Source organism: Rhodococcus sp. (in: high G+C Gram-positive bacteria), assembly GCF_049591685.1.
GTDB lineage: Bacteria > Actinomycetota > Actinomycetes > Mycobacteriales > Mycobacteriaceae > Rhodococcoides.
The window spans coordinates 1-20,017 of sequence record NZ_JBAWFH010000331.1; the positions used below are offsets into that span (position 1 = coordinate 1).

22 protein-coding genes and 1 pseudogene are annotated in these 20,017 nt (G+C 64.2%); 11 read left to right on the forward strand and 12 right to left on the reverse strand.

The window, feature by feature from the left end:
• Positions 1 to 90: 90 nt before the first annotated feature.
• The 3 genes from WBQ44_RS13795 to WBQ44_RS13805 are packed head-to-tail and all read right to left on the reverse strand — an operon-like array spanning position 91 to position 2,218.
• Positions 91 to 363 carry a DUF4235 domain-containing protein gene (locus tag WBQ44_RS13795; RefSeq protein ID WP_495567245.1) on the reverse strand — a complete coding sequence of 91 codons (273 nt, stop codon included), beginning with the start codon at positions 361 to 363 and terminating at the stop codon, positions 91 to 93.
• Positions 360 to 677, reverse strand: a complete 318-nt coding sequence (locus WBQ44_RS13800; protein WP_495567246.1) for a DUF3618 domain-containing protein — start codon at positions 675 to 677, stop codon at positions 360 to 362. The genes WBQ44_RS13795 and WBQ44_RS13800 overlap by 4 nt, the downstream gene beginning before the upstream one ends.
• A complete protein-coding gene (locus WBQ44_RS13805) occupies positions 674 to 2,218 on the reverse strand; it encodes a YhjD/YihY/BrkB family envelope integrity protein (protein ID WP_495567247.1) in 1,545 nt (514 codons plus the stop codon). The genes WBQ44_RS13800 and WBQ44_RS13805 overlap by 4 nt, the downstream gene beginning before the upstream one ends.
• Positions 2,219 to 2,406: 188 nt before the next feature.
• Between WBQ44_RS13805 and WBQ44_RS13810 the strand changes: the two genes are divergently transcribed.
• The gene (locus WBQ44_RS13810) at positions 2,407 to 2,967 is read left to right on the forward strand and encodes a hypothetical protein (protein ID WP_495567248.1); all 561 of its coding nucleotides are present in this window, start codon (positions 2,407 to 2,409) and stop codon (positions 2,965 to 2,967) included.
• 6 nt (positions 2,968 to 2,973) lie between these two features.
• Positions 2,974 to 3,672: a CDP-alcohol phosphatidyltransferase family protein gene (locus WBQ44_RS13815; protein WP_495567249.1), complete on the forward strand. Its 699-nt coding sequence runs from the start codon at positions 2,974 to 2,976 to the stop codon at positions 3,670 to 3,672.
• Here WBQ44_RS13815 and WBQ44_RS13820 read toward each other — a convergent pair.
• Positions 3,623 to 4,561 (reverse strand): YihY/virulence factor BrkB family protein, encoded by a 939-nt coding sequence (locus WBQ44_RS13820; protein WP_495567250.1) that lies wholly within the window; start codon positions 4,559 to 4,561, stop codon positions 3,623 to 3,625. The two genes, WBQ44_RS13815 and WBQ44_RS13820, sit on opposite strands and share 50 nt — an antisense overlap.
• Entirely contained in the window at positions 4,554 to 4,946 is a 393-nt protein-coding gene (locus WBQ44_RS13825; RefSeq protein WP_495567251.1) for an OsmC family protein, read from the reverse strand. The genes WBQ44_RS13820 and WBQ44_RS13825 overlap by 8 nt, the downstream gene beginning before the upstream one ends.
• Before the next feature lie 114 nt (positions 4,947 to 5,060).
• On the opposite strand from WBQ44_RS13825, the gene WBQ44_RS13830 reads away from it, so the two are divergent.
• Positions 5,061 to 6,233, forward strand: coding sequence for a GGDEF domain-containing protein (locus tag WBQ44_RS13830; protein ID WP_495567252.1), 1,173 nt, complete (start codon positions 5,061 to 5,063; stop codon positions 6,231 to 6,233).
• Between the two features lie 6 nt (positions 6,234 to 6,239).
• Here the strand turns inward: WBQ44_RS13830 and WBQ44_RS13835 are convergent, their stop codons facing one another.
• Positions 6,240 to 7,031: a hypothetical protein gene (locus WBQ44_RS13835; RefSeq protein ID WP_495567253.1), complete on the reverse strand. Its 792-nt coding sequence runs from the start codon at positions 7,029 to 7,031 to the stop codon at positions 6,240 to 6,242.
• A gap of 351 nt (positions 7,032 to 7,382) precedes the next feature.
• Here WBQ44_RS13835 and WBQ44_RS13840 point away from each other — a divergent pair, with 351 nt between their 5' ends.
• Positions 7,383 to 8,402, forward strand: a complete 1,020-nt coding sequence (locus WBQ44_RS13840) for an Rv1355c family protein (protein WP_495567254.1) — start codon at positions 7,383 to 7,385, stop codon at positions 8,400 to 8,402.
• Here WBQ44_RS13840 and WBQ44_RS13845 read toward each other — a convergent pair.
• The gene (locus WBQ44_RS13845; RefSeq protein ID WP_495567255.1) at positions 8,399 to 9,745 is read right to left on the reverse strand and encodes an NAD(P)/FAD-dependent oxidoreductase; all 1,347 of its coding nucleotides are present in this window, start codon (positions 9,743 to 9,745) and stop codon (positions 8,399 to 8,401) included. The two genes, WBQ44_RS13840 and WBQ44_RS13845, sit on opposite strands and share 4 nt — an antisense overlap.
• Before the next feature lie 177 nt (positions 9,746 to 9,922).
• Between WBQ44_RS13845 and WBQ44_RS13850 the strand changes: the two genes are divergently transcribed.
• From WBQ44_RS13850 to WBQ44_RS13860, 3 genes are read left to right on the forward strand one after another with little or no spacing between them, the layout of a single operon-like run.
• The gene (locus tag WBQ44_RS13850; protein ID WP_495567256.1) at positions 9,923 to 10,231 is read left to right on the forward strand and encodes a hypothetical protein; all 309 of its coding nucleotides are present in this window, start codon (positions 9,923 to 9,925) and stop codon (positions 10,229 to 10,231) included.
• Positions 10,232 to 10,240: 9 nt separating this feature from the next.
• Positions 10,241 to 11,431 carry a glutaminase A gene (gene glsA / locus WBQ44_RS13855; RefSeq protein ID WP_495567257.1) on the forward strand — a complete coding sequence of 397 codons (1,191 nt, stop codon included), beginning with the start codon at positions 10,241 to 10,243 and terminating at the stop codon, positions 11,429 to 11,431.
• 44 nt (positions 11,432 to 11,475) lie between these two features.
• On the forward strand, positions 11,476 to 12,957 hold the full coding sequence (locus WBQ44_RS13860; protein ID WP_495567258.1) for an FAD-dependent oxidoreductase: 1,482 nt from the start codon (positions 11,476 to 11,478) through the stop codon (positions 12,955 to 12,957).
• A 19-nt stretch (positions 12,958 to 12,976) separates the two neighbouring features.
• Here the strand turns inward: WBQ44_RS13860 and WBQ44_RS13865 are convergent, their stop codons facing one another.
• The 3 genes from WBQ44_RS13865 to WBQ44_RS13875 all read right to left on the reverse strand — a co-directional run bounded on the left by WBQ44_RS13865 (position 12,977) and on the right by WBQ44_RS13875 (position 15,370).
• Complete coding sequence (locus tag WBQ44_RS13865; RefSeq protein ID WP_495567259.1) at positions 12,977 to 13,483, reverse strand: CinA family protein; 507 nt, start codon at positions 13,481 to 13,483, stop codon at positions 12,977 to 12,979.
• Positions 13,480 to 14,157, reverse strand: coding sequence for a HemK2/MTQ2 family protein methyltransferase (locus tag WBQ44_RS13870; protein ID WP_495567260.1), 678 nt, complete (start codon positions 14,155 to 14,157; stop codon positions 13,480 to 13,482). Before WBQ44_RS13870 ends, WBQ44_RS13865 begins: the two co-directional genes overlap by 4 nt.
• A gap of 76 nt (positions 14,158 to 14,233) precedes the next feature.
• On the reverse strand, positions 14,234 to 15,370 hold the full coding sequence (locus WBQ44_RS13875) for a glycosyltransferase (RefSeq protein WP_495567261.1): 1,137 nt from the start codon (positions 15,368 to 15,370) through the stop codon (positions 14,234 to 14,236).
• Positions 15,371 to 15,598: 228 nt separating this feature from the next.
• Between WBQ44_RS13875 and WBQ44_RS13880 the strand changes: the two genes are divergently transcribed.
• Positions 15,599 to 16,612 carry an iron-containing redox enzyme family protein gene (locus WBQ44_RS13880; protein ID WP_495567262.1) on the forward strand — a complete coding sequence of 338 codons (1,014 nt, stop codon included), beginning with the start codon at positions 15,599 to 15,601 and terminating at the stop codon, positions 16,610 to 16,612.
• Positions 16,613 to 16,635: 23 nt separating this feature from the next.
• Here the strand turns inward: WBQ44_RS13880 and WBQ44_RS13885 are convergent, their stop codons facing one another.
• The gene (locus WBQ44_RS13885; RefSeq protein ID WP_495567263.1) at positions 16,636 to 16,863 is read right to left on the reverse strand and encodes a hypothetical protein; all 228 of its coding nucleotides are present in this window, start codon (positions 16,861 to 16,863) and stop codon (positions 16,636 to 16,638) included.
• Between WBQ44_RS13885 and WBQ44_RS13890 the strand changes: the two genes are divergently transcribed.
• Positions 16,862 to 17,551: a phosphodiesterase gene (locus WBQ44_RS13890; protein WP_495567264.1), complete on the forward strand. Its 690-nt coding sequence runs from the start codon at positions 16,862 to 16,864 to the stop codon at positions 17,549 to 17,551. The genes WBQ44_RS13885 and WBQ44_RS13890 overlap by 2 nt on opposite strands.
• A gap of 263 nt (positions 17,552 to 17,814) precedes the next feature.
• On the opposite strand, the pseudogene WBQ44_RS13895 reads toward WBQ44_RS13890, so the two are convergent.
• Positions 17,815 to 18,120: pseudogene (locus tag WBQ44_RS13895) on the reverse strand (YhjD/YihY/BrkB family envelope integrity protein); the annotation flags it as partial.
• 197 nt (positions 18,121 to 18,317) lie between these two features.
• On the opposite strand from WBQ44_RS13895, the gene WBQ44_RS13900 reads away from it, so the two are divergent.
• Entirely contained in the window at positions 18,318 to 19,229 is a 912-nt protein-coding gene (locus WBQ44_RS13900; protein WP_495567265.1) for a manganese catalase, read from the forward strand.
• Between the two features lie 350 nt (positions 19,230 to 19,579).
• A complete protein-coding gene (locus WBQ44_RS13905) occupies positions 19,580 to 20,011 on the forward strand; it encodes an STAS domain-containing protein (RefSeq protein ID WP_495567266.1) in 432 nt (143 codons plus the stop codon).
• The last annotated feature ends 6 nt before the right edge of the window (positions 20,012 to 20,017 follow it).

Consider the following 20,017-nt stretch of genomic DNA (forward strand, 5'->3'; position numbering starts at 1 on the left):
CCCTCAGTAAAAGTAGGACGAGCCGAACGATCAGCGGCCGGACCGGTCTCGAGACCGGTCCGGCCGCTGATCGTTCGGCTCGTCCTACTTTTACTGAGGGTCTTCCTGAGTCAACGCCCGATATCCCTTGGCGCCCGCTCGGTCGACAGCAGCCTTCACCAGACCGAACACTGCACCGTGGATCGCAGCCGCAATGAGAACTTCTTGAATCGACTTGTTCAGGTCTTTCGGATCGGGAGCCTTGGGCTCGTTGTCGCCGACCCGCTTCCAGACCTGCTTGAACACTGCTCCTGCCAGCACACCGCCCAGCACGCTCATCCCGAGGGAGAGCGGTTTGTACATCGCCTTCGATACGGTGCTCATCGGTAGGACCTCCTCGATCGACGACGACGCAGAATCACCGTCACCAGCAGCGCTGCCAGGACACCGCCGACCGCTGCCGCGAGAATTTGTGGGTTCTCCTGCGCCACCGCCTTGGCGCGGTCCGCCTGGAACGCAGCCTCGTTCTGCACGCGGGCCGGCACATCGGCTTTGGCCGCGAGAGCAGCAACGGTCTCGGCCACCTCGGCCCGCTGCTCCTCGATACTGGGTGCGTCTTCGATACCGGGGGTTTCTTCGATACCGTGGGCGTCGTCGGGGACGCTTGCGCCCGACGTCTCAGCGTGTTTACCGGTCATGACTTGATTCCTTTCTTGATTGCCGCGATGTCGTCGCCAACGCTCGCCGCGGTGTCCTGCGGAACGGGCGGTACGGCCTTCTTCGCCTTCGAGGCACCCACCGCTGCGAGCAGCCCACCGATCACCAGCACGGCGATCGCCACGATCAGCGCGGCGAGCCACGGCGACAACACCGTCGCCAAGCCGAGTACTGCAGTCGCGACCAGCGTTGCGAGGCCGAGGAACAACAGAATCGCGCCGAATCCGGAGATCCCGACACCGATCCCCACGCGTGTTCCCTTGCTCTTCACCTCATCCATACCGGATCGGATTTCCGAGCGCACCAGCGTCGAGACCTGGTCGCTCAGTCGTTCGACGAGTTGCACCGTCGATAGGTCGGCAACCGGTGATCGTCGACCGGATGCTTCCCTGGCCGCTGACGAAAAACCCTGTGCGGATCGAGGATCCGTCGATCTTTCTTCCATTGTGTCTCCCGTATCTTCTCGTTCTTCGGTGCGCGACTCGTGACTCTCGCGCAGTCGACGACCCTGCTCGACGGCCTCGCGGTCTTTCTGTTCGTTCTTTTCCGACACCCGCGTGTCGCGAGGGGGCAACTGCAGTCGCTCTTCGGCCTCGATCCCCGCTTGAAGCTGGCGTCCGCGTTCGAGTTCGGAATCGAGCTCGGCTCCGAACAACAGCGCCAGGTTGGTGATCCACAGCCACAGCAGAAAGACGATGGCTCCGGCCAGCGAGCCGTAGGTTTTGTTGTAGCTACCGAAATTCGCAACGTAGAACCCGAATGCGACGGTGGCGAGCAGCCACACCACGATGGCGACCGCCGCACCCGAACTGATCCAGCGGAACTTCGGCTGTTGCACATTCGGGGTCGCGTAGTACAGCAGTGCAACCGCCAGGACGACGAGGACCAGGACGAGCGGCCACTTCGCGATGTTCCACACCGTGAGCGCCGTTTCGCCGAGTCCTACTGCTTCACCGATGGCCGTGGCGATCGGCCCGCTGATAGCCAACATCGCTGCAGCGCAGGCGATCAGCGTCAACGCCACCAGTGTCACCAGAAGCATTACCGGCCGAAGTTTCCACACCGGCCTGCCTTCCTCCACCTCGTACATGCGGTTCATGGCGCGGCCGAACGCCCCGACGTATCCCGATGCCGACCACAGCGCACCGGCGATACCGGTCACCAGAGCGAAACCCGCGGCAGGGGCTTGAACCAGCTGTTCGATCGGTCCTCGCAGTGTGTCGACGGCGGTGGACGGCCCGAGGTCGGAGACGACCTGAAGGACTCCGTCCACCGTTGCCTGCCCTTGGCCGAAGACACCGAGCAGCGACACGATGGCCAGAATCGCGGGAAACAGGGACAGCACCGCGTAATACGTCAGAGCGGCGGCGAGATCGGTGCACTGGTCCCGCGAAAACTCACGTGCCGTCTTCTTCGCAACGAACACCCAGGACGGCTTGGTCAGCTCGGTCGGTGACTCCGCCTTGCGCGGATCGTCGGGGTCGGCCTCGACGGGAGCGGGCGGAGGAGAGTTGTCGGTCACCCTCGCCCCATACCCGTCCCCCCGGGATGAAAACTTTGCCCGTCTCTCGAGTGCGTGTGAACTCCACCGACACGGGTATGACCAACACGTGGCGCGTCGGTGCGATCGATGCCGACACCGCCGCGTACTTGCCGCGCCCGATACGGCGTCGCCGACGCTGTCGCGCGGTCGATCGAGAGGTTTCACAGATGTCCCAACGCAATACCGTCGTCCGCGCTCTGCACGATGCCGGAGCCGCAGCGTGGTTCGGCGGTTCACTGATGGGCGCCATCGGCGTCAACGGCGCGGCTACTGCCGTGCACGACCCCCGCGATCGCGCGCGCGTCGCCGCCGTGGGTTGGGCCAAGTGGGCACCCGTGAACGCTGTCGCCATCGGTGCGCACCTCGTGGGCGGGGCCGGCATCCTGTGGGCCAACCGTGATCGCGCCAAGCATCAGCAGGGCGTCACCGCGAACACCACGATCAAGATCGTCGTCACCGGAGCGGCGTTGGCAGCCACCGCGTACAGCGGATTGCTCGGCGCAAAGACCACCGAGGCCACAGGTCGACCTGTCGATTCGGCCACCGAGCCCTCGACCGGAACGCCACCGGAAGCCGCTGCGGCGCAAAAGAAGCTGCAGTATCTGCAGTACGTCATTCCGGTTCTGACGGGCACCATCGTGGTCCTCGGCGCTCAGCAGGGTGAGCAGCAGCGTCCCGCGCAGATTCTTGCCGGTGTCGCCAACAAGATCGTGGCTCGCTCGAGCTGACCGACCGTGCTTCGACGACGGTCACCGGCGGATCATGCTCTCGACGTCACCCCGCTCGACGTCGAGGGCTATCTGAGGCGGTGGTCGGAGCTACACGGGAGCATCGACCCGTCGACCTCACGGTTGGTCGATCCCTGGCTTCGTGCGATGTACGCCGTCGGCAGGCCGTTGGTGAACAGGTCGGTGTCACCGCACACCATCACCGTTGTAGGCGTCGCGATGGCTTTCGGTGCCGTCGCGACGTCGATTCCCGGGACCCGTTGGCCGCTGGTCGCTGCGCTGCTCGTATTGCTGTCCGCAGCTTTGGACGGAGTCGACGGAGCGGTAGCCGTCATCGGGAGGTCGGAGAGCCGCTGGGGGTATGTCCTGGACACGGTGGCAGACCGGTGCAGCGATCTGTGCTTTCTGGCGGTGGCGTGGCTTCTCGGCGCGCCGCCCGGTTTACTCGTGGTCACGGGCGCTCTGACGCTCCTGCACGAGGGCGCGCGGGCTCGTGCGATCGGTACGGGCGCGCACAATGTCGGGACGCTCACGGTGTGGGAGCGTCCGTCCCGCGTGATCACGGCACTCGTCATCACGGTGGGCGCGGGGTTCGCGCCGTCGAGTAGCGCGTTCGTTGCCCTGATGGGCAGCGTCGTCGGAACCGCCTTGGCCGCTATCGGTTTCGTTCAGTTGATGGTTCTGCTGTACCGACGCCTTCGCTGACGTCGTTCTCGTCCGAACGGTCGTAGGTGAGGCGGTCGTATCGATAGAGCACGACCCACCCGACGAGCACCAGCACGTGGAGCAGAAACATCCACAGCGCCACGGCAATTCCGCCGCCGATGACGTCGAGCCCACCGAACGGTGCGCCCAGGTCGACCGGAATGTTCAGGAAGAGCACAAATCCCTGCACGAAACCGGCGATGATCGACGACGTCACGAGGGATCCGGCAACCAGGGTGCGCCAGCGTATTCGGTGTGGGGCGACCACCCGGTACACCCAGGCCAGAGGAACGGCCAAGACCAGCCACAGGCATTGGAACCCCAACCAGACGCGAAGAACGAGTTCGGCGCTTCCCCCGTCGGTCGTAGTTTTGGCCAGGCCCTCCGAGGCGACGAGCAACACCAGCAGCAGTCCCGGGGCGAACAGTGCGAACGGCACGACGAGCAGTCGGCCTCGCCACCCGACGAACCGTTCCGTGACGGGCGTGAGTCGAACGAGCGCGCGCCGAAGACCCTCGCCGTAAAACGTCGCGGGGAAGACGGCGATCGCGATGCCGAGGGGACCGAGATTCACGCCGGCCTGAACCAGGGCCGCCAATGCCGCGCGCGCACCGAGCGTGTCAGGCAAGAGCAACGCCATATCGGCGAATCGGTCGACTACCCATTCCGTCGATGTGAGCGCGGAACATGCACGAATGGTCAGCAGCAGCAGAGGAACGATCGCGATCGCGGCATAGAAGGTCAGACCACCCGCAACGATTGCGGTGTCCTCGCGGCCCATGATGCGGCCCGCTTGACCAACCGCCACCCGTACCCGAGCAAGGAACACACGGACGACGCCCCGGGTGCCGGCGCCGCCCGCGTTCTTCGTTCGACCGGAGTCAGGCAAGGACCACGTCGACACCCTGGACGGACCGCAGGAACGGGCAGATCGACTTGGCCTGCTTCAGAACGTCGTCCGGCGCGGCGAAGTCGGGAAGGGTGACCGAAAGCGAATAAGCCGCGTCGTAACCGACCCCGTCGGTGTCCGTGAGCGTCACCTCGCCCTCGATCGAGACGTTGTCGAAACTTTCCCCGGCGGTACCCGCAGCGATTCGGACGGATTCGAGGAGGCACGACGCCAGTGCGGCCGCCATCAGTTCTTCCGGGTTGGTCGCGCCCCCCGCGCCACCGAGCTCGGTGGGTTCGTGGACCTCGAGCGACAACGCGCCGCCGCTCGATTCGACGGACCCTGGCTTCGCGGTCACCGTTGCTGTGTAGAGGTTGTTGGCCATGGTCCTGGCATGACCGTAAATCGCGCGTACGAAACGTCCGCGGTTGCCCGCCGACCGTACCGACGCGGCTATGCTGGCGACGTTCCCCCACCAGCGACCCGAGGCCACCGACATATGAGCGCGATACTGCGCCGCACCAGTGCAGAACAGCATCGCTTCCTGTCGAGATTCGACACGCGTACCGCGATGGTCATCGCGAGTGCCTCCGGCGCGCTGCCACTTCTGGCGATCGCGTTGATGTCTCCTTCGTTCCTTCGGCCCGGTGCGTTGCCGCTGCTCACCGCAATTGTCGCGTTCACTGCCGTCACCGTGCTGTTCGCCGTCAAGGTCGGCCGGCTGACCGACACGCAGTTCGCAGTCCTCGGGTCCGGCGGAATGGTCGGCGTAGCCATCTCCGCGTACCTCATCGCAGATCCCGCAGGTACCCGTGCTGTCACGTCGATGCTGGCGGTCGTTCCCGCAATCGCCGCATCGGGATCTCCGCAACGCGTCACAATGACACTCACTGCCGCATCGGTTGCACTCGCGACGTGGTTGTCGTACGTCTCGCTGTCGCAGTCGGGGCTTGCTGTCACCTCGGTCGCGGTCGGAGCTGCGGCAACCACCGTTGTGGTGCCCGTTATTCTCATCGCTGCTCTTCGGCGGTCGTTGTTCGCCGTCAACGGCCGACTCAACGTCCTCGCCAACACCGACCCTCTGACGCGCTTGCTCAACCGCCGCGGAATGATGTCTCAAGTAGAGGCGCTGCTCGACAAGACATGCGAGAAGCGTGGGCAGATCTCGGCATTCGTCGTCGACATCGACCACTTCAAAACGGTCAACGACAGCCTCGGTCATGCCACCGGCGACCGCGTCCTCGTCACCATCGCCGAGGCCCTCATCCACGCCACCGACCGCACCGGTTCCCACGAGGCAATCGTCTCGCGCATCGGCGGCGAAGAGTTCCTCGTACTGACCGAGGTGACGCCGCGGAGCCCTCTCGACACGGCCATCCTCGAGCGTGTCCGTGCCGAATGCGAGGTGACGGTCAGCGTCGGTTCGGTGACCGTGGACGTTCGCGGCGCTTTGGACCCGCGCCTGACATACGGGTCCTCGATCCACAGTCCGCATGTCGAGCAGGTGGTCGACACGATCATGCACGCGGCCGACAACGCGCTGTACGAGGCCAAGACCGGAGGGCGCGACCGTTCGTCCCACGCCGGCACGATTCTGGTGACGTGGCAGGCGCACCGCCCCGTCGAGCGAGCCGAACTCCACTCCGAAGTCGAACGCCACCCCTCGTCTTGAGTCGCGTCAGGCCACCGCCGAAGACAGGCTGTCACTGGTGAGGGCGTGCGAATCCCGCACCATGGATTCCCAGATGCCCGCCTGCGCCTCACGACCGATGGTGTCGCGATCCCACCACATCAGGCGCGTGCGGTATTCCTCGCTCGGGTATGCGGCCGCGGGTACGTTCACGTCGATACGGCCACCCGACGACTCCCACTGCCGCAGCACGTGGTCGGCAGCGCTGGCGAACAGGTAGCGGCTGCCGGTGAGCTCCATGGTCGGCAACGCAGTCCTCGCGAGCATGGCCGAGACCGTTCGTCCGGACCCCCCTGATCCGACCCATGCGCTCTTCATCTCGACGATCCCGTGCGGAAGCCGCGAGCGCAGTTGACTCGCGACGACCACGAGACCGGGCGAATCTTCCCACTCGGTCAGAACGTGCGACTGCTCGATCACTGTGTACGGCCCCTGCGCGCGGACCCCTCCGAGCATGTCGCCCTGACGGTCGAGCACGACGTAGAACAGCGTCGTGGTCGCACCCGAGGCGACCTCGTCGATGTCGAGCGCGCGGGTCACGCCGTGTCGCGAATACGATGACCACGCACCGTCGACGTATCTGGACCACAATTCCGGAGCGGCCGCGGGAGTGGCCGCGACGAGTTCCATCGAGCCGTCGGCCGAAATGGACGACCGCGGGCCGTAGGAGAGCGCGGAAAGACCCGGCCTCTGTGCCCGGCGGGGTCGCGCGGCTCGCAGATCACGGCTCGGAAAATGAACGGGCACTGCGGTTGCGAGACTGTCTGTCTGTACGGACACGTGTACCTCCTGGGTGAACGAACCAGGTCGCGGGTGCAACCCGGTGGGGGGTCGCTGCGACACCTCGTACCCGCGTCGACAGCCTGCTCCGGTGGCAGTGCCTTCATTCTCCCTGGTTGTGGTGCTTCTGCGCCCGCCCTGTGCCCGACGAGCACCGTCGGGAACGGCCCTGGTGATGAGATCGCACACACGCGTACAGGGGAACTTCCAACGGCTTCGAGCCAATTTTGTGTCGAGTCACGACCTCGCGGTGGCACTGCCGTCATCACAGTGAGTGCTCGCGTGGGCTACTTTGACGGCAACGACACCACACACTGCGGGTTGTCGAGAACTCTTACGAACGAGGGTGACGTGGCAGAACATCGCGTGTTGAATCCAGATCACGACGACGACCGTTCGACGGTCGACGAGCTCACCGCGCGCGGGGACACACGAATCCTCGATACCACGGCGGCTCAGCTGCACTCGCTGCGTGCTCTGGTTCCGGCGCCGCCCGCGGGCATGAGCGAGGAGACGCTGCGATGGGTGTACTACCCATGGCGGGCATCACTTGTTCGCGTGCTCGGCCCCCTGGGTTTCCGCGCACTTCGACTCGACCGCAACAGAAACAAGATCACAGCGCCCGAGCAGCAGAACATGTCCGCACTGCGAGTCGGGGTCGTGGGGCTCAGCGTCGGGCACGCAGTTGCACACACGCTTGCCATCGAGGGGTTGTGCGGCGAGCTCAGGTTGGCCGATTTCGACGACCTCGATCTGTCGAACCTCAACCGAGTTCCCGCATCACTGTTCGATCTGGACGTCAATAAAACTTTGGTGGCGGCGCGCCGCATTGCAGAACTGGACCCGTACCTGACGGTGCTGACGTACCCGGAGGGGCTGATCGAATCGACCTTCGACCGTTTTCTCACCGGCCTCGACATCGTGATCGACGAATGCGACTCCCTCGACACCAAGCTGCTGTTGCGTGAGCACGCGCGCAGGCGCGGTATTCCAGTCGTGATGGAGACGAGCGACGGTGGCATCCTCGACGTCGAGCGCTTCGATCTCGAGCCGGACAGGCCACTCCTGCACGGACTCCTGGGCAACCTCGACGCTTCCGCCCTCTCCGATATCACGCCGGAGCAGAAGGCCCCCCTGGCCGCGCGCATTCTGGACCCCACGAAGCTGACAGCCCGCATGCTCGCGTCGATTCCGGAGATCGGTAAGACGTTGTCGACCTGGCCGCAACTCGGAAGCGATGTGGCACTCGGCGGCGCGTCCGTGGCCGCGGTTGTTCGTGCGTTCGGACTCGGCGCGGCACCGAGTTCGGGCCGGGTCCGCATCAACCTCGATGCGCACGTCGCCGAAATCGCAGGGGTGGACTCCCCCTAGCCGTAGGGCTTGCGGGCCGTCTCGGGGTCGCCGTAGGTGATCGCGCGTTCGCGACGAGAGTTCGTCGCCAGGGTGACGGCCCAGTTCACCAGCGTCCCTACCCGGTTGCGATTCCCGGAGAGGAATGCGATGTGGATGACCCCCCAGGACAGCCAGCCGAGCAAGCCGGACATTCGGATCGGTCCGGCCTGAACCAGCGCATGCCCGCGCGCGATGTACGCCGCTGTGCCGAGGTCGTGGTACTTGAACTTCTTGCGCGCACGCCCGCGGCCAGGGGACGTCGTGCTGTCGGACGCCGTCTCCGCGACATCGTGCGCAATGACGGCACCCACATGCCGACCGCCCTGCATGGCGACCTCGGCGACTCCGGGGAGATCGTCGAGAGACGCCATGTCCCCCACCACCCACACGTTCGGGTGGCCCGGCACGGACAGATCGGGCTCTACGGCGATCCGGCCCGACCGGTCCTGCTGCACTCCCAGAGCGTTCGCGAGTGTGCGCGCAAAAGGCACGGCTTCGACGCCTGCAGTCCACAGGATCGTTCGCGTGCCGTATCGGGTGACCGTTTTGGGCTCCGCTTTCGTTGTTGTCTCGACGAAAGTACCGGTGACGTCCGTGACGTGTACTCCGAGATGGGTTTCCACGCCGACGACATCGAGCGTCTCCTGTGCGCGGGCGGACAGTCTGTGATCGAAGGAGGGTAGAACGCGGTCGCCGCTGTGCAGCAACAGAACACGAGCTTCACCGGGGTCGATGGATCTGAATTCGTGTGCGAGCGCTCGCACTGCCAATTCTCTTATCTGCCCGGCCAATTCGACACCCGTGGGGCCACCGCCTGCCACGGCGAAAGTCAGCCACGGCTTTCGCTCCTCCGCCGTCGATAGCGACTCCGCCATCTCGAACGAAGCAATCACCTTGCGACGGATGGTCAGCGCATCGTCGAGAGTCTTCATCCCCGGCGCGTGCTGAATGTACTCGTCGTGCCCGTGGTAAGACTGGCGCATCCCAGCGGCGACGACGAGGTAATCGTATTTCAGCTCGTACTTCGACCCGTCGAAGCGACTGGTGGTCACCACCCGCGCTTCGGCGTCGATGTCGGTGGCTTCACCGAGCGCCACGTGCGCATTCTCCTGCTTTCTGAGCAAATGCCGGAGGGGACTCGAGATGGAACCCTGCGACAGCAGACCCGTCGCGCACTGGTACAGCAGCGGTTGAAAGACGTGGGACGTTCCACGCTCGAGCACAGTCACCGCCACGTCGGCTCGCCGCAGTCGACGCGCGGCATACAACCCCCCGAAACCACCACCGATGATCAGAACGTGAGGCCTGCCCGGCGCTGTCATACGCGTTGCTCCTACGGGTCGGTGACGAGTCGAACGGGTACCGGAAAGCCCGGCGAGAAAGACGTTATCCGTCTTCACGACCCTCGCGCATCACCCGCTCGGCGTGGCATGCGGGTGATTAGGAAGTCGTATCGAGGGTATCGGTCCGGTGCACACAGCAGAGGGGAATTGCTCATCATGACCGCCGACAGCCTGGACCGGACCGCACCGGCCCATATGCTCGCCGAACCCACCGGTTTCGACGCCACCGGTTTCGACACCACCGGCCCGACAGCCGGTGGCGTCGGGGCGACCGAACCGCCCGCAGCGCTACCGCTCCTGATCGAGCTGCCCTCCGTGAGATTCTTGCTCGATGTGCTCGGAGCTCTGGCCTTGTTCACCACAGCGGCCATCTCGCTGTCGACACGTGACGCCGTGTTCGTCACGATTACCGTGGGCATCTTCGTCCTCGCCGCACGCGCAGCGAGGTACGTCCGTCGTGACTAGCGACCGTCGATGAAATCGCCGATTCCCGAATACCTCGCGACCGTCCTGCGTGATTGTGGTGACCTCGACGACGGCGCGATCCCTGAGGGCAACATCGAACTCGAACGTGCCGATCCCGACTTTTTCGCGGTGGCTCTGGCCACCGTGGGAGGTTCGGTTCACACGGCCGGCGACGCGGACGCCGAGTTCTCCATCCAGTCGATCGCCAAAGCACTGACCTACGCCCTGGCCATCGACGACAACGGCCGAGACACGATGCTCGGCGTCGTCGATGTCGAACCGTCCGGTGATTCGTTCAACGAGATATCGCTGGAGCCGGACACTGGTCGGCCGCGCAACGCGTTGATCAATGCAGGCGCGTTGGCTGTGCATTCGATGGTGAAGGCCGAGTCGGCCGCCGAACGAGTGGACCGAATTCGGGCATTGCACAGCACACTCGCCGGACGCATACTGTCCATCGACGAAGCCGTCCACCGAGCCGAGATGGCGTCGGACGACCGCAACACCGGAATTGCCCATCTGCTCAAAGCCGTCGGGATTCTGGGCGCCGATCCTGGTGAGGTCGTCGAAGGGTATTCAGGTCAGTGCAGCATTTCCGTCAGCTGTCGTGACCTGGCGACGATCGCGGCAGTGATGGCCAACGGGGGCATCAGTCCGTCGACCGGGAAGCGGGTGTTGGACGTCGGCACCAACAGGCACGTGTTGGCGACGATGGCAACCTGCGGCATGTACGACGGATCCGGCAACTGGATGTCGACGGTCGGCATTCCTGCGAAAAGCGGTGTCGCCGGCGCGATCATCGGCGTGTTGCCGGGCCAGGTCGGCATCGCCGTCGTATCTCCGCGCCTCAACGAGCACGGCAACAGTGTGCGCGGAGTTGCCGTGTTCGAACGCCTCTCCCGCGATCTCGAGCTACACATGATGCACGTGAGTCCCACCGGACAGTCTGCTATCCGTGCGATCGGTGAAGAAGAAGGTTCGACCTCGATCGATCTGCAGGGTGATCTGCGCTTCGCCGGCGCCGAATCGGTGATCGTCCGGCTCACGGAAGGTTTTCCCGAACACCACACCATTGTTTTCGACCTCGAGCACGTCAGAGCCGTGGACGACGCCGCCAGAGGTCTGTTGAGGCAGGCGTTCGAGAGACTTCGCGAAGACGGCCACGAGGTCGAGGTGCGCGATCCGCACGAACTGATGTGAGCCGCGACGTTTCCGTGACGCCGGTGCAGGGAACAGGAGCGACTATGGCATCAACTTCTTTGTGGCTCGACCGCCCGGACCGGCGGCACTACAACGCGGTCGATTTCGAACAACACTACGACACCGTGGTGGTCGGCGCCGGTCTGACCGGCCTGGTGACAGCGTTGATGTTCGCCCGTGCAGGCGACAAAGTCGCCGTTTTGGAAGGGCGGTCGATCGGGTCCGTCACCACGGGCAACACGACGGCGAAGATCAGTGTTCTGCAGGGAACGAAGCTGTCGTCCATCGCGTCGAAGCACTCGCACGACATCGTGTCGAAGTACGCCTCGGGAAACATCGCGGCCCAGTCGTGGTTACTCGACTACTGCAGGTCTCGCGGTATCGCGTACCAGACCGAAGATGCCTATACCTATGCCACGACTGCAGACGGCGACAGAATGGTTCGCGAAGAACTCCGCGCCGCGATCGGCGTCGGCATCGAAGCTGCCTATCGTACCGAGACCGAACTGCCTTTCCCGGTGACTGGAGCCGTCGTCGTGCCCGACCAGGCACAGTTCGATCCGATGGATGCGTTGCTCTCTCTCGCCGAGGACGTCACCGAGAACGCGAGCCACATCAGTGAGGGCATTCGCGTTCTGTCGGTACATCGGGCAATCGGCCATGTGGACGTCAAGACCAGTTGTGGGACCGTGAAGGCCGGCCGCGTCGTACTCGCCACCGGGATTCCCATTCTCGACCGCGGCGGGTTCTTCGCGCGAATGGAACCGTTGCGGTCGTATGCCGCCGCCTACACGATCGAGCAACCGGTTCCCCGGGGGATGTACCTGTCGGCGGATTCGCCCGACCGTTCGTTGCGGTACGCGCCGAGTCCGAAAGGCGACCTGCTACTGGTCGGCGGGAACGGACACGTAGTGGGCCGCGAACGTTCCCCCCAGGCCCAGATCGACGACCTCGATGCCTGGACCGCGCAACACTTCGCCGGCGCAGAGCGGGTCTACCGTTGGTCGGCCCAGGATTACGAGTCGATCGACATGCTGCCCTATGCCGGCCCGCTTCTCCCCGGAGACGACCGGATCCTGGTGGCAACCGGATACGACAAGTGGGGCATGACCAACGCCGTTGCATCGGCAATGGTGTTGACGCAACGCATCTTCGGCGGCGTGGCGACATGGGTCGACGCGTTCGACAGCTGGAATGTTCACGAGCTGACGGGCGTGGTCACCGCAGCGAAACTGAACGCGGGAGTCGGTTTCTATCTGACCAAGGGCTGGATCGAACCGATTCTGTCCGGAACACCAACGGGCGTTCCCGCAGAGGGCGAAGGACGGATCGAACGTGGGGTGACACCGCGGGCCGTGTGCACCGTGAACGGTGTGACACACACGGTATCGGCGGTATGCCCCCACCTCGGCGGAATCGTCACGTGGAACGACGCCGAAAGGTCATGGGACTGCCCACTGCACGGATCCCGATACGCGCCCGACGGCTCAGTGCTCGAGGGCCCGGTCACTTCCGGCCTGTCGTGAGCAACGCGCGAAGCGTCTCTCAGTTCTCGCGCCGTCGAGCATGCTCGAGCAAAGAGGCGATGGAGAAAGACAGTGTGTCGGCGAGGATGTCCGCCGGTTCACCGTCGAATTGTTTCCGCTCGGCGGACATCACTCCTCGATCGCACGCGGCAATCCATACCGTGCCCGGTGGTTGTTCCTCTTGCGTTTCGGGGCCGGCTTCACCCGTCACGGCGATCGCCATGTCGGCGCCCAACAGTTCGGCGGTACTGCGCGCCATTGTGGACGCCGCAGTTTTACTGACCACCGGCCCATCGGGCACTCCGAGCAACGAATGTTTGACGTCTTTGGCGTAGGCGACGATTCCGCCTTTGAACCACTCCCCCGACGACGGAGCCTTGCCGAGCATGGAGGCGAGGTTTCCTGACGTCAGCGATTCTGCGACGGCGATCGTGATGTCGTGCCGCACCGCGAGTTCGGAAATTTCTTCGCACAGCGACGTCAGATCTCCGTCGGTGGACACGCGCTCCTCCGGATCGGTACTCACGGCTTCCTTCCCTCGAGCACGACCAATTCTTCTGTCCGACGCCCGATGTCGAGCTGTCCCGTCGCCTCGAGCCACTGCGCCCTCTCGTGCATGACCGGTCCGAACGGAATGATTTCTCGTCGAACGACGTCTGCGGTCAGCCCGCTGGCTCTCAGTTGATCGAGAGACTCGTCGACGCCGGAGAACTCCGACTGAACGAACAGCACGACCCCGCCTGGGCTGAGCATCTCGAATGCATTGGCGCACAACAGGTCGAGCACGATGCGGCCACGATCGCCGGCATCCCAGGCGCGATGAAGACCCATTCCCGACGGGTCCGACGGCGACGGCACGTACGGAGGATTGGAGACAATCACGTCGAACGGGCCCAGTTCCACTGCATCGGCGATGGTGCCCAAGCGTGCGTCGACGTGCACGTCGTTCTCTGTCGCATTGCCCAGGGCACAGGCAACTGCCCGCTCGGAGATGTCGTACGCGTACACCTCTCGGGCTCCGCTTCGCGCGGCCTCGATCGCTGCGATGCCACTGCCGGTGCACAAATCGAGCACCCGACCGCCGACGAGAGACCCGTGTGATGCGATCTCGCTGCACAACAAGAACGAATCCTCTTGCGGCGCATAGACGCCATCCTCGGCAGTGATGGATGGGTATGTGCGTTCTCGGGCAGCGGTCACAGGCACCTCCGTAGTTGGTACTCGAGATTGCCCCGCCCCCGACCAGTGCAAACCACCGCATTCACAGACGCCGGGATCAAATTCGATGGAGCCGTGATCCTGCGGTGCGCAGGTGCCGTCGTGGCTCGTGTATCGGCACCACCGAATTCGACATCATCGAACGGTAGAGGGTCAGATACCCGGCGAGCATGGTGTGCGCGGAGCAGTGTCGAACGGCATGCTCGCGAACGGCTTCGCGTGCCAGCGCGACGGTACGAGGAATTGCTGCGGCAAGCGCGCGCACATCGTCGGCAGGAACCAGCGTTCCGCACCCATCGGCCACGATCTCAGGTATGCCCCCTCGCGCGAACGCAGCCACGGGTGTCCCACAGGCCAGCGCCTCGGCAACGACCAATCCGTACGGCTCGTCCCAGGTCGGCGTGACCAAAGCGGCAGCTGCTCCGCCGACCAACGCCGTGAGCTCTTGCTGATCCAGATGTCCGACGTATGTGATCAGCGGCCCCAGGCGCGGACCGATCTCGCGGGCGAAGTAGTGCGGATCCGAGACCGGCCCCGCGAGCCTCAACGGGTACCCCGCGAGTTCAGCGGCATCGATGGCCATGTGCGGCGCCTTCTCGGGCGTGAACCGTCCGGACCAGACGAGGTAATCCCCGCCCGGCCCTTCGTGCCAGCCGTCGACGTCGACTCCGTTCGGGACGATGTCGACATTGTCGACAATGCCGTCCCACATCGAGGCCGTATGGCGGCTGACGGCCGCGAAGCGGCTTCCGACACCACCCGACGCTCCGATCGCCGACTCGATCCATGGGGTCGGTGGCGTGTGCAGCGTTGTCAAAAACGGCGTGGTGAGCGTGGGTGCCATGGCGATGGGCAGGTAATGGAGGCTGTGATTGTGGATGACGTCGAACCGAGGGTCTGACGCCAGCGACAGCATCAGTTTCTGGTAGGCGTGATGGTCGGACATGAAGCGGTCGGACGGCATCGACACGTCCGCTTTGGCCCTAGCGCTCAGCTCGAGAATCTCCACTTCCATGAACTCGCTCTTCAGCGCGGGATCCGATCCGGGCGCAGCGAACAGGGTGACGTTGTGTCCTGCTTCGACGAGCGATCGCGTCAGATGCCAGGTGTGCGCTTCGAGGCCACCCGCAAACGGCTGTTTGATCGGAAACCTGTTCGATGCGATCAAAGCAATGTTCAACGTGTCAGAATGCACCTTCGACCACCGTCACTCGGTTCACCCGATTATCGAACGCACACTCGCTCACGCACACTCCCTCATCTTCAGTCTTTGCGGTAGATCCGCGGCGGACGAGCTGTACCCGTTATTTGACCTGACAAACAACAGTACGAGCCCCCGGGGGTGTTGCCTGGCCGACGGGCGGGGTGTTGTCCCGCCAGCCGGCGATGGTTGACGCGTCATTCCGAGGGGTAGACACGTGGCATGACGATCATGGACGCGACACCGACCTCTGTGTATTCGGCGGCCGACCTTCCCACACCGTGCGGAGAGTTGTCGGAAGCCGTGATCGACGCGCTTCGCGGCGGGCCCGGCACGTCACTACCGACGGGACTCGACGCATCCGATCCCCGCTCGCGCGACCTCCATCTCGCGCTGTCGACGTGCTATGAGTTGCACTACCGTGGCTTCCTCGACGTCGATGACCAGTGGGAATGGAACCCGGAACTGATTCGCTTCCGCGGCACTCTGGAAAAGACCTACCTGAACTACCTCCGCGACGAAATAGAGCCCGGCTCTGATGCCGTGGCGGAAATGGAGTCGTTGTCGGTGGAGCCGAAGACAGGCACCGGCCCGTCCTGGTTCCTGCGCGACGAGGGAACCTGGGACCACATGCGCGAATACTTCGTGCATCGGTCGATCTACCACCTGAAGGAAGCCGATCCGCACGCCTGGGCTATTCCCCGACTGCAGGGTCAGGTCAAGGCATCGTTCGTCGCCGTGGAGTTCGACGAGTACGGCGGCGGCCGCGGCGAGCGTGTTCACCAGCAGCTGTTCGCAGACTTGATGGATGCCGCGGACCTGGATTCGTCGTACCTGGCCTACATCGACGTCGTGCCGGCGCAGACACTGGCGTGGGTCAACCTGATGTCGCTGTTCGGGCTGCATCGAAGCCTTCGCGGCGCGACCGTCGGGCACTTCGCGGCAACCGAGATCACGTCGTCACCCGGGTCTCGCCGATTCGTCGATGCGCTCGAGCGTCTGGGCGCTCCCCATGCGTGCACTGCGTTCTATGCCGAGCACGTAGAGGCCGATGCTGTGCACGAGCAGATTCTTCGTCACGACGTGGTGGGTCAGCTCATTCGCCGTGAACCTTCGGTGGAGAGCGACATCGTCTTCGGCATGCGGGCTCTCGGATTTGCCGAAGATGCGTTGGCCGATCACATCATGGGCGCCTGGCAATCGGGCCACAGTTCCATCTCTGCTCCCATCGGCTGACTGGTGCCACGGCGGTGCGCGGTTCAGAGCACGAATCGCGCGTTGCCGTGAACGAAGTCGTAAGCCAGCGAGCCGATAGGTTTCGACTGTGCGTAGGCCGCCGCGCGTAATCGTGCCGCCGCGTCGACGAGCGACACGGCGTGTCGTACTGCAGGGATGCCGACCGCGATGTCCACATCGTCGCGACCGTAATTCTGGGTGACGTAGGCACATTCGGCGCAAGACCCGACATCGCGAAGAAGAGGAATCATGGTTGTAGCCACCGTTCTCGGCGTCCCGTTCCGCGCGGCATCGGCCATCCGTCGCGCACGAGTGTTCCACCCCGACGGCGCCATGTTCACCGGGGAGCTCGTACGCCTTGCTCCGGACGACCAAGGGCTGCCGCTACACTCCTGCGCGGTAGTGGCCCGGCTGTCGAAGGGTCTGGGTCTACCGTGGGGTGCTCTCGACGTGGTAGGCCTCGCGTTCCGGTTGCCGGCGACCGCTGGCGCCGACACCCCGTGGGACGTGCTGCTGGCGAGCGCCGGAATCGGCAGCCTGGGGCGCATGCTGCCGCTTCCCACCACCTCGTGGAACGACGCGAACTTCTCGTCGCTGATGCCTCTGCGCTTCGACGGTCGGATGTGGTGGCTCCGCGCGCGGTTGCTCACTCCGCATCTGAGAGGAATGGATCTCGGGGCGCCCACCGACGCATTGGAAGCACCCGGTTTGATGTTCGCAATCGACCAGGCCCAGGGTTCCGGCGCATTCGAGCCACTCGCCACGCTGCGGTCGACCGGAGCGCTGTCGGACGCAGCCCAGTCGGCCGGCGACGGCAAGTTCGGATTCGACCCTGCCGTCAACAGTCCTGCGTCCGTGCGACCGCAGCCGGAGTGGCTGAGAGACATCCGGCAAAGCGCCTATCGGAACAGCCGAGCGGGTCGTCGGACCGCGGAATGATACGGCCCGTCGATGGCGATGGGTGCTGCTCGCGTAGACGGCGTCCCTGCTCGACGGCTTCGGCGTCCTTCTGCTCGTTCTTCTCCAATACTTTGGTGTCTCGGGGAGGTAGCTGAAGCGTTTCCTCTGCCACGATCCCCGCTTGCAGTTGTCGGCCACGTTCGAGCTCGAAATCGAGCTCCGCGCCGGACAGCAATGCCAGACGCAAGGATTCACACCGAGATCGCTACTGCCGCGACCGAACTGATCCACGCAAATTTCGGAGTGTCCACGGCGGTCGACGGCCCGAGGCGCCCACTATCCGGAGGACACCGTCCACCGTCGCCTGCCCCTGCCCGAAGACACCCAGCAGGGAAACCACGGCCAGGACGGCTGGAAAGAGCGACAGCACTGCGTAATACGTCAGTACGGCGGCTAAATCCGTGCATTGATCCCGAGAGAATTCAGGCGCAGTCTTCTTCAGCACGAAGAACCATCGACGGCTTCGTCAGATCCGCCGGCGAATCGGGTTTACGTGGGTCGTCGGGGTCGGCGTCGGCCGGCCGTGCTCCGCCGTCGCGTTCGGCCATGCCGGAATCCGTACCACGCTCGGCACGCATGAAACCGATTTCGCTGAGTGTGCGCACCGCGTATCGGGCAGCCTGGCATGGCGGTTTCTGACCGACGAAGTTCAGCCGAAACCGTTGCATCGCATCGGTTTGTGCAAAACAGACCCGGGTATTTCGACAAAGCCAACAGCACTTGATCGACCCGAAAGGGAGTCTACATGTTTCGCCACACCGACTACCTGCAGTTCGATGTCAAGCCTGAGAAGCCGGACCCCGTCTACGCGCGCAAACTGCAGGAACTCATCGGCGGCGCCTACGGCGAGATGACGGTCACCATGCAGTACCTGTTCCAGGGTTGGAACTGTCGCATGGAAGGCAAGTACAAGGACCTGATCATGGACATCGCGACCGAAGAGATCGGTCACGTGGAGATGCTGGCGACAATGGTCGCGCGTCTTCTCGAGGGCGCACCGGCCACCGAATCCACCAAGAACGCTGCGGCCGACCCGGTTGTGGCCGCGGTCCTGGGCGGAATGGATCCTCAACACGCCATCGTCGCAGGCGGTGGAGCAATGCCGCAAAACTCGAACGGGGTGCCGTGGAACGGCGCCTACATCGTTGCATCCGGCAACCTGCTCGCAGACTTCCGCGCCAATGCCGCCGCCGAGGCACAGGGCCGCCTGCAGACTGCCCGGCTGTACAACATGACCGATGACCCCGGTGTCAAAGCGATGCTGAAGTTCAATCTCGCCCGGGACACCCACCATCAGAACCTGTGGCTCGCCGCCATCGAAGAACTCCAGGCGGACGGACTAGAGCAGGTCGTCGCTCCCGATGCCTTGCTCGACGAAGAGGCAACCGAGCATTCCACCGACATCTGGCACCTGTCCGACGGGGAATTCTCCGCGACGGGCGGCTGGGCCAACCGCACCGCCCCCGACGGGCTACGTCAGATGGGCTTCCTCGCCGATCCGCAACCCCTCGGCGGCAAAGCAAGTGCCCCGGCGCCCGATCCGAAGCTGTACGCGACGTACGACGGGGCGAAGGGCACACCGCAGTCCGCGGCAATGGGCACCGAGAAGGGCGTCATGGGCAGGATCAAGGACGCCATCGACCCGAACGAAATGTGAAGTCGCTCAATCCACTGGAGATGAACCTCCAGTAAACAACAAACAACTCGACGCCAGTCTCGCGGCGTGTACCGATGGATTTCGATCCGCAAACCGGTGCACGCCGCGTGCTCTTGTTCCGGCCACACGTGCGCAATCTGACATCGGAAGCTATGCTGACCGAGCGAGGTGGAGCAGTCGCCTGCAGTCGACGATGTACGTCGCGGCCGCGCATCCTTCACTCTCCGGGTATTCGTTTTCAGCTACTCCCCCGAAGTGTTCGTGCAGCCGTGCACTGTGCTCGAACACGCGCCGAAAACGCCGTCCAACAGTCTGTCGGGAGCGAGATCGGCTCGACGAAAGGAACAGCTGTGGAGGACCAGAGATTGCTTCGAGTCGAGATCGACAGCCTTGCGGGAGTCGCAGTGGTGAAGGCCCACGGTGAAGTCGATTTGACGACGGCACCCGACCTCGCGGAGGCCATCGACAAGGCCATGGCGTCCGCTCCGACCATTTTGGTCGTCGATCTGTCCGGCGTCGGCTTTTTGGCTTCGGTGGGCATGTCCGCTCTGATCAAGGCGCGCCGCGAGATGGGCAGTGCGACCACTATGGCGCTGGTCGCAGACGGTCCGGCCACGCGTCGACCGATGGAACTCGTCGGATTGGATGCAGCCATCCCCTTGTATTCGGACCTCGCTTCAGCCCTTGCTTCGGTGGGCGGCGCCGCGAGTGTCCTGCCGCTGCCGACGGCAAGAATGGACCGTGACACCGACGAGAACGACGCCGAGGAGGGCATCGCCTGACCGACC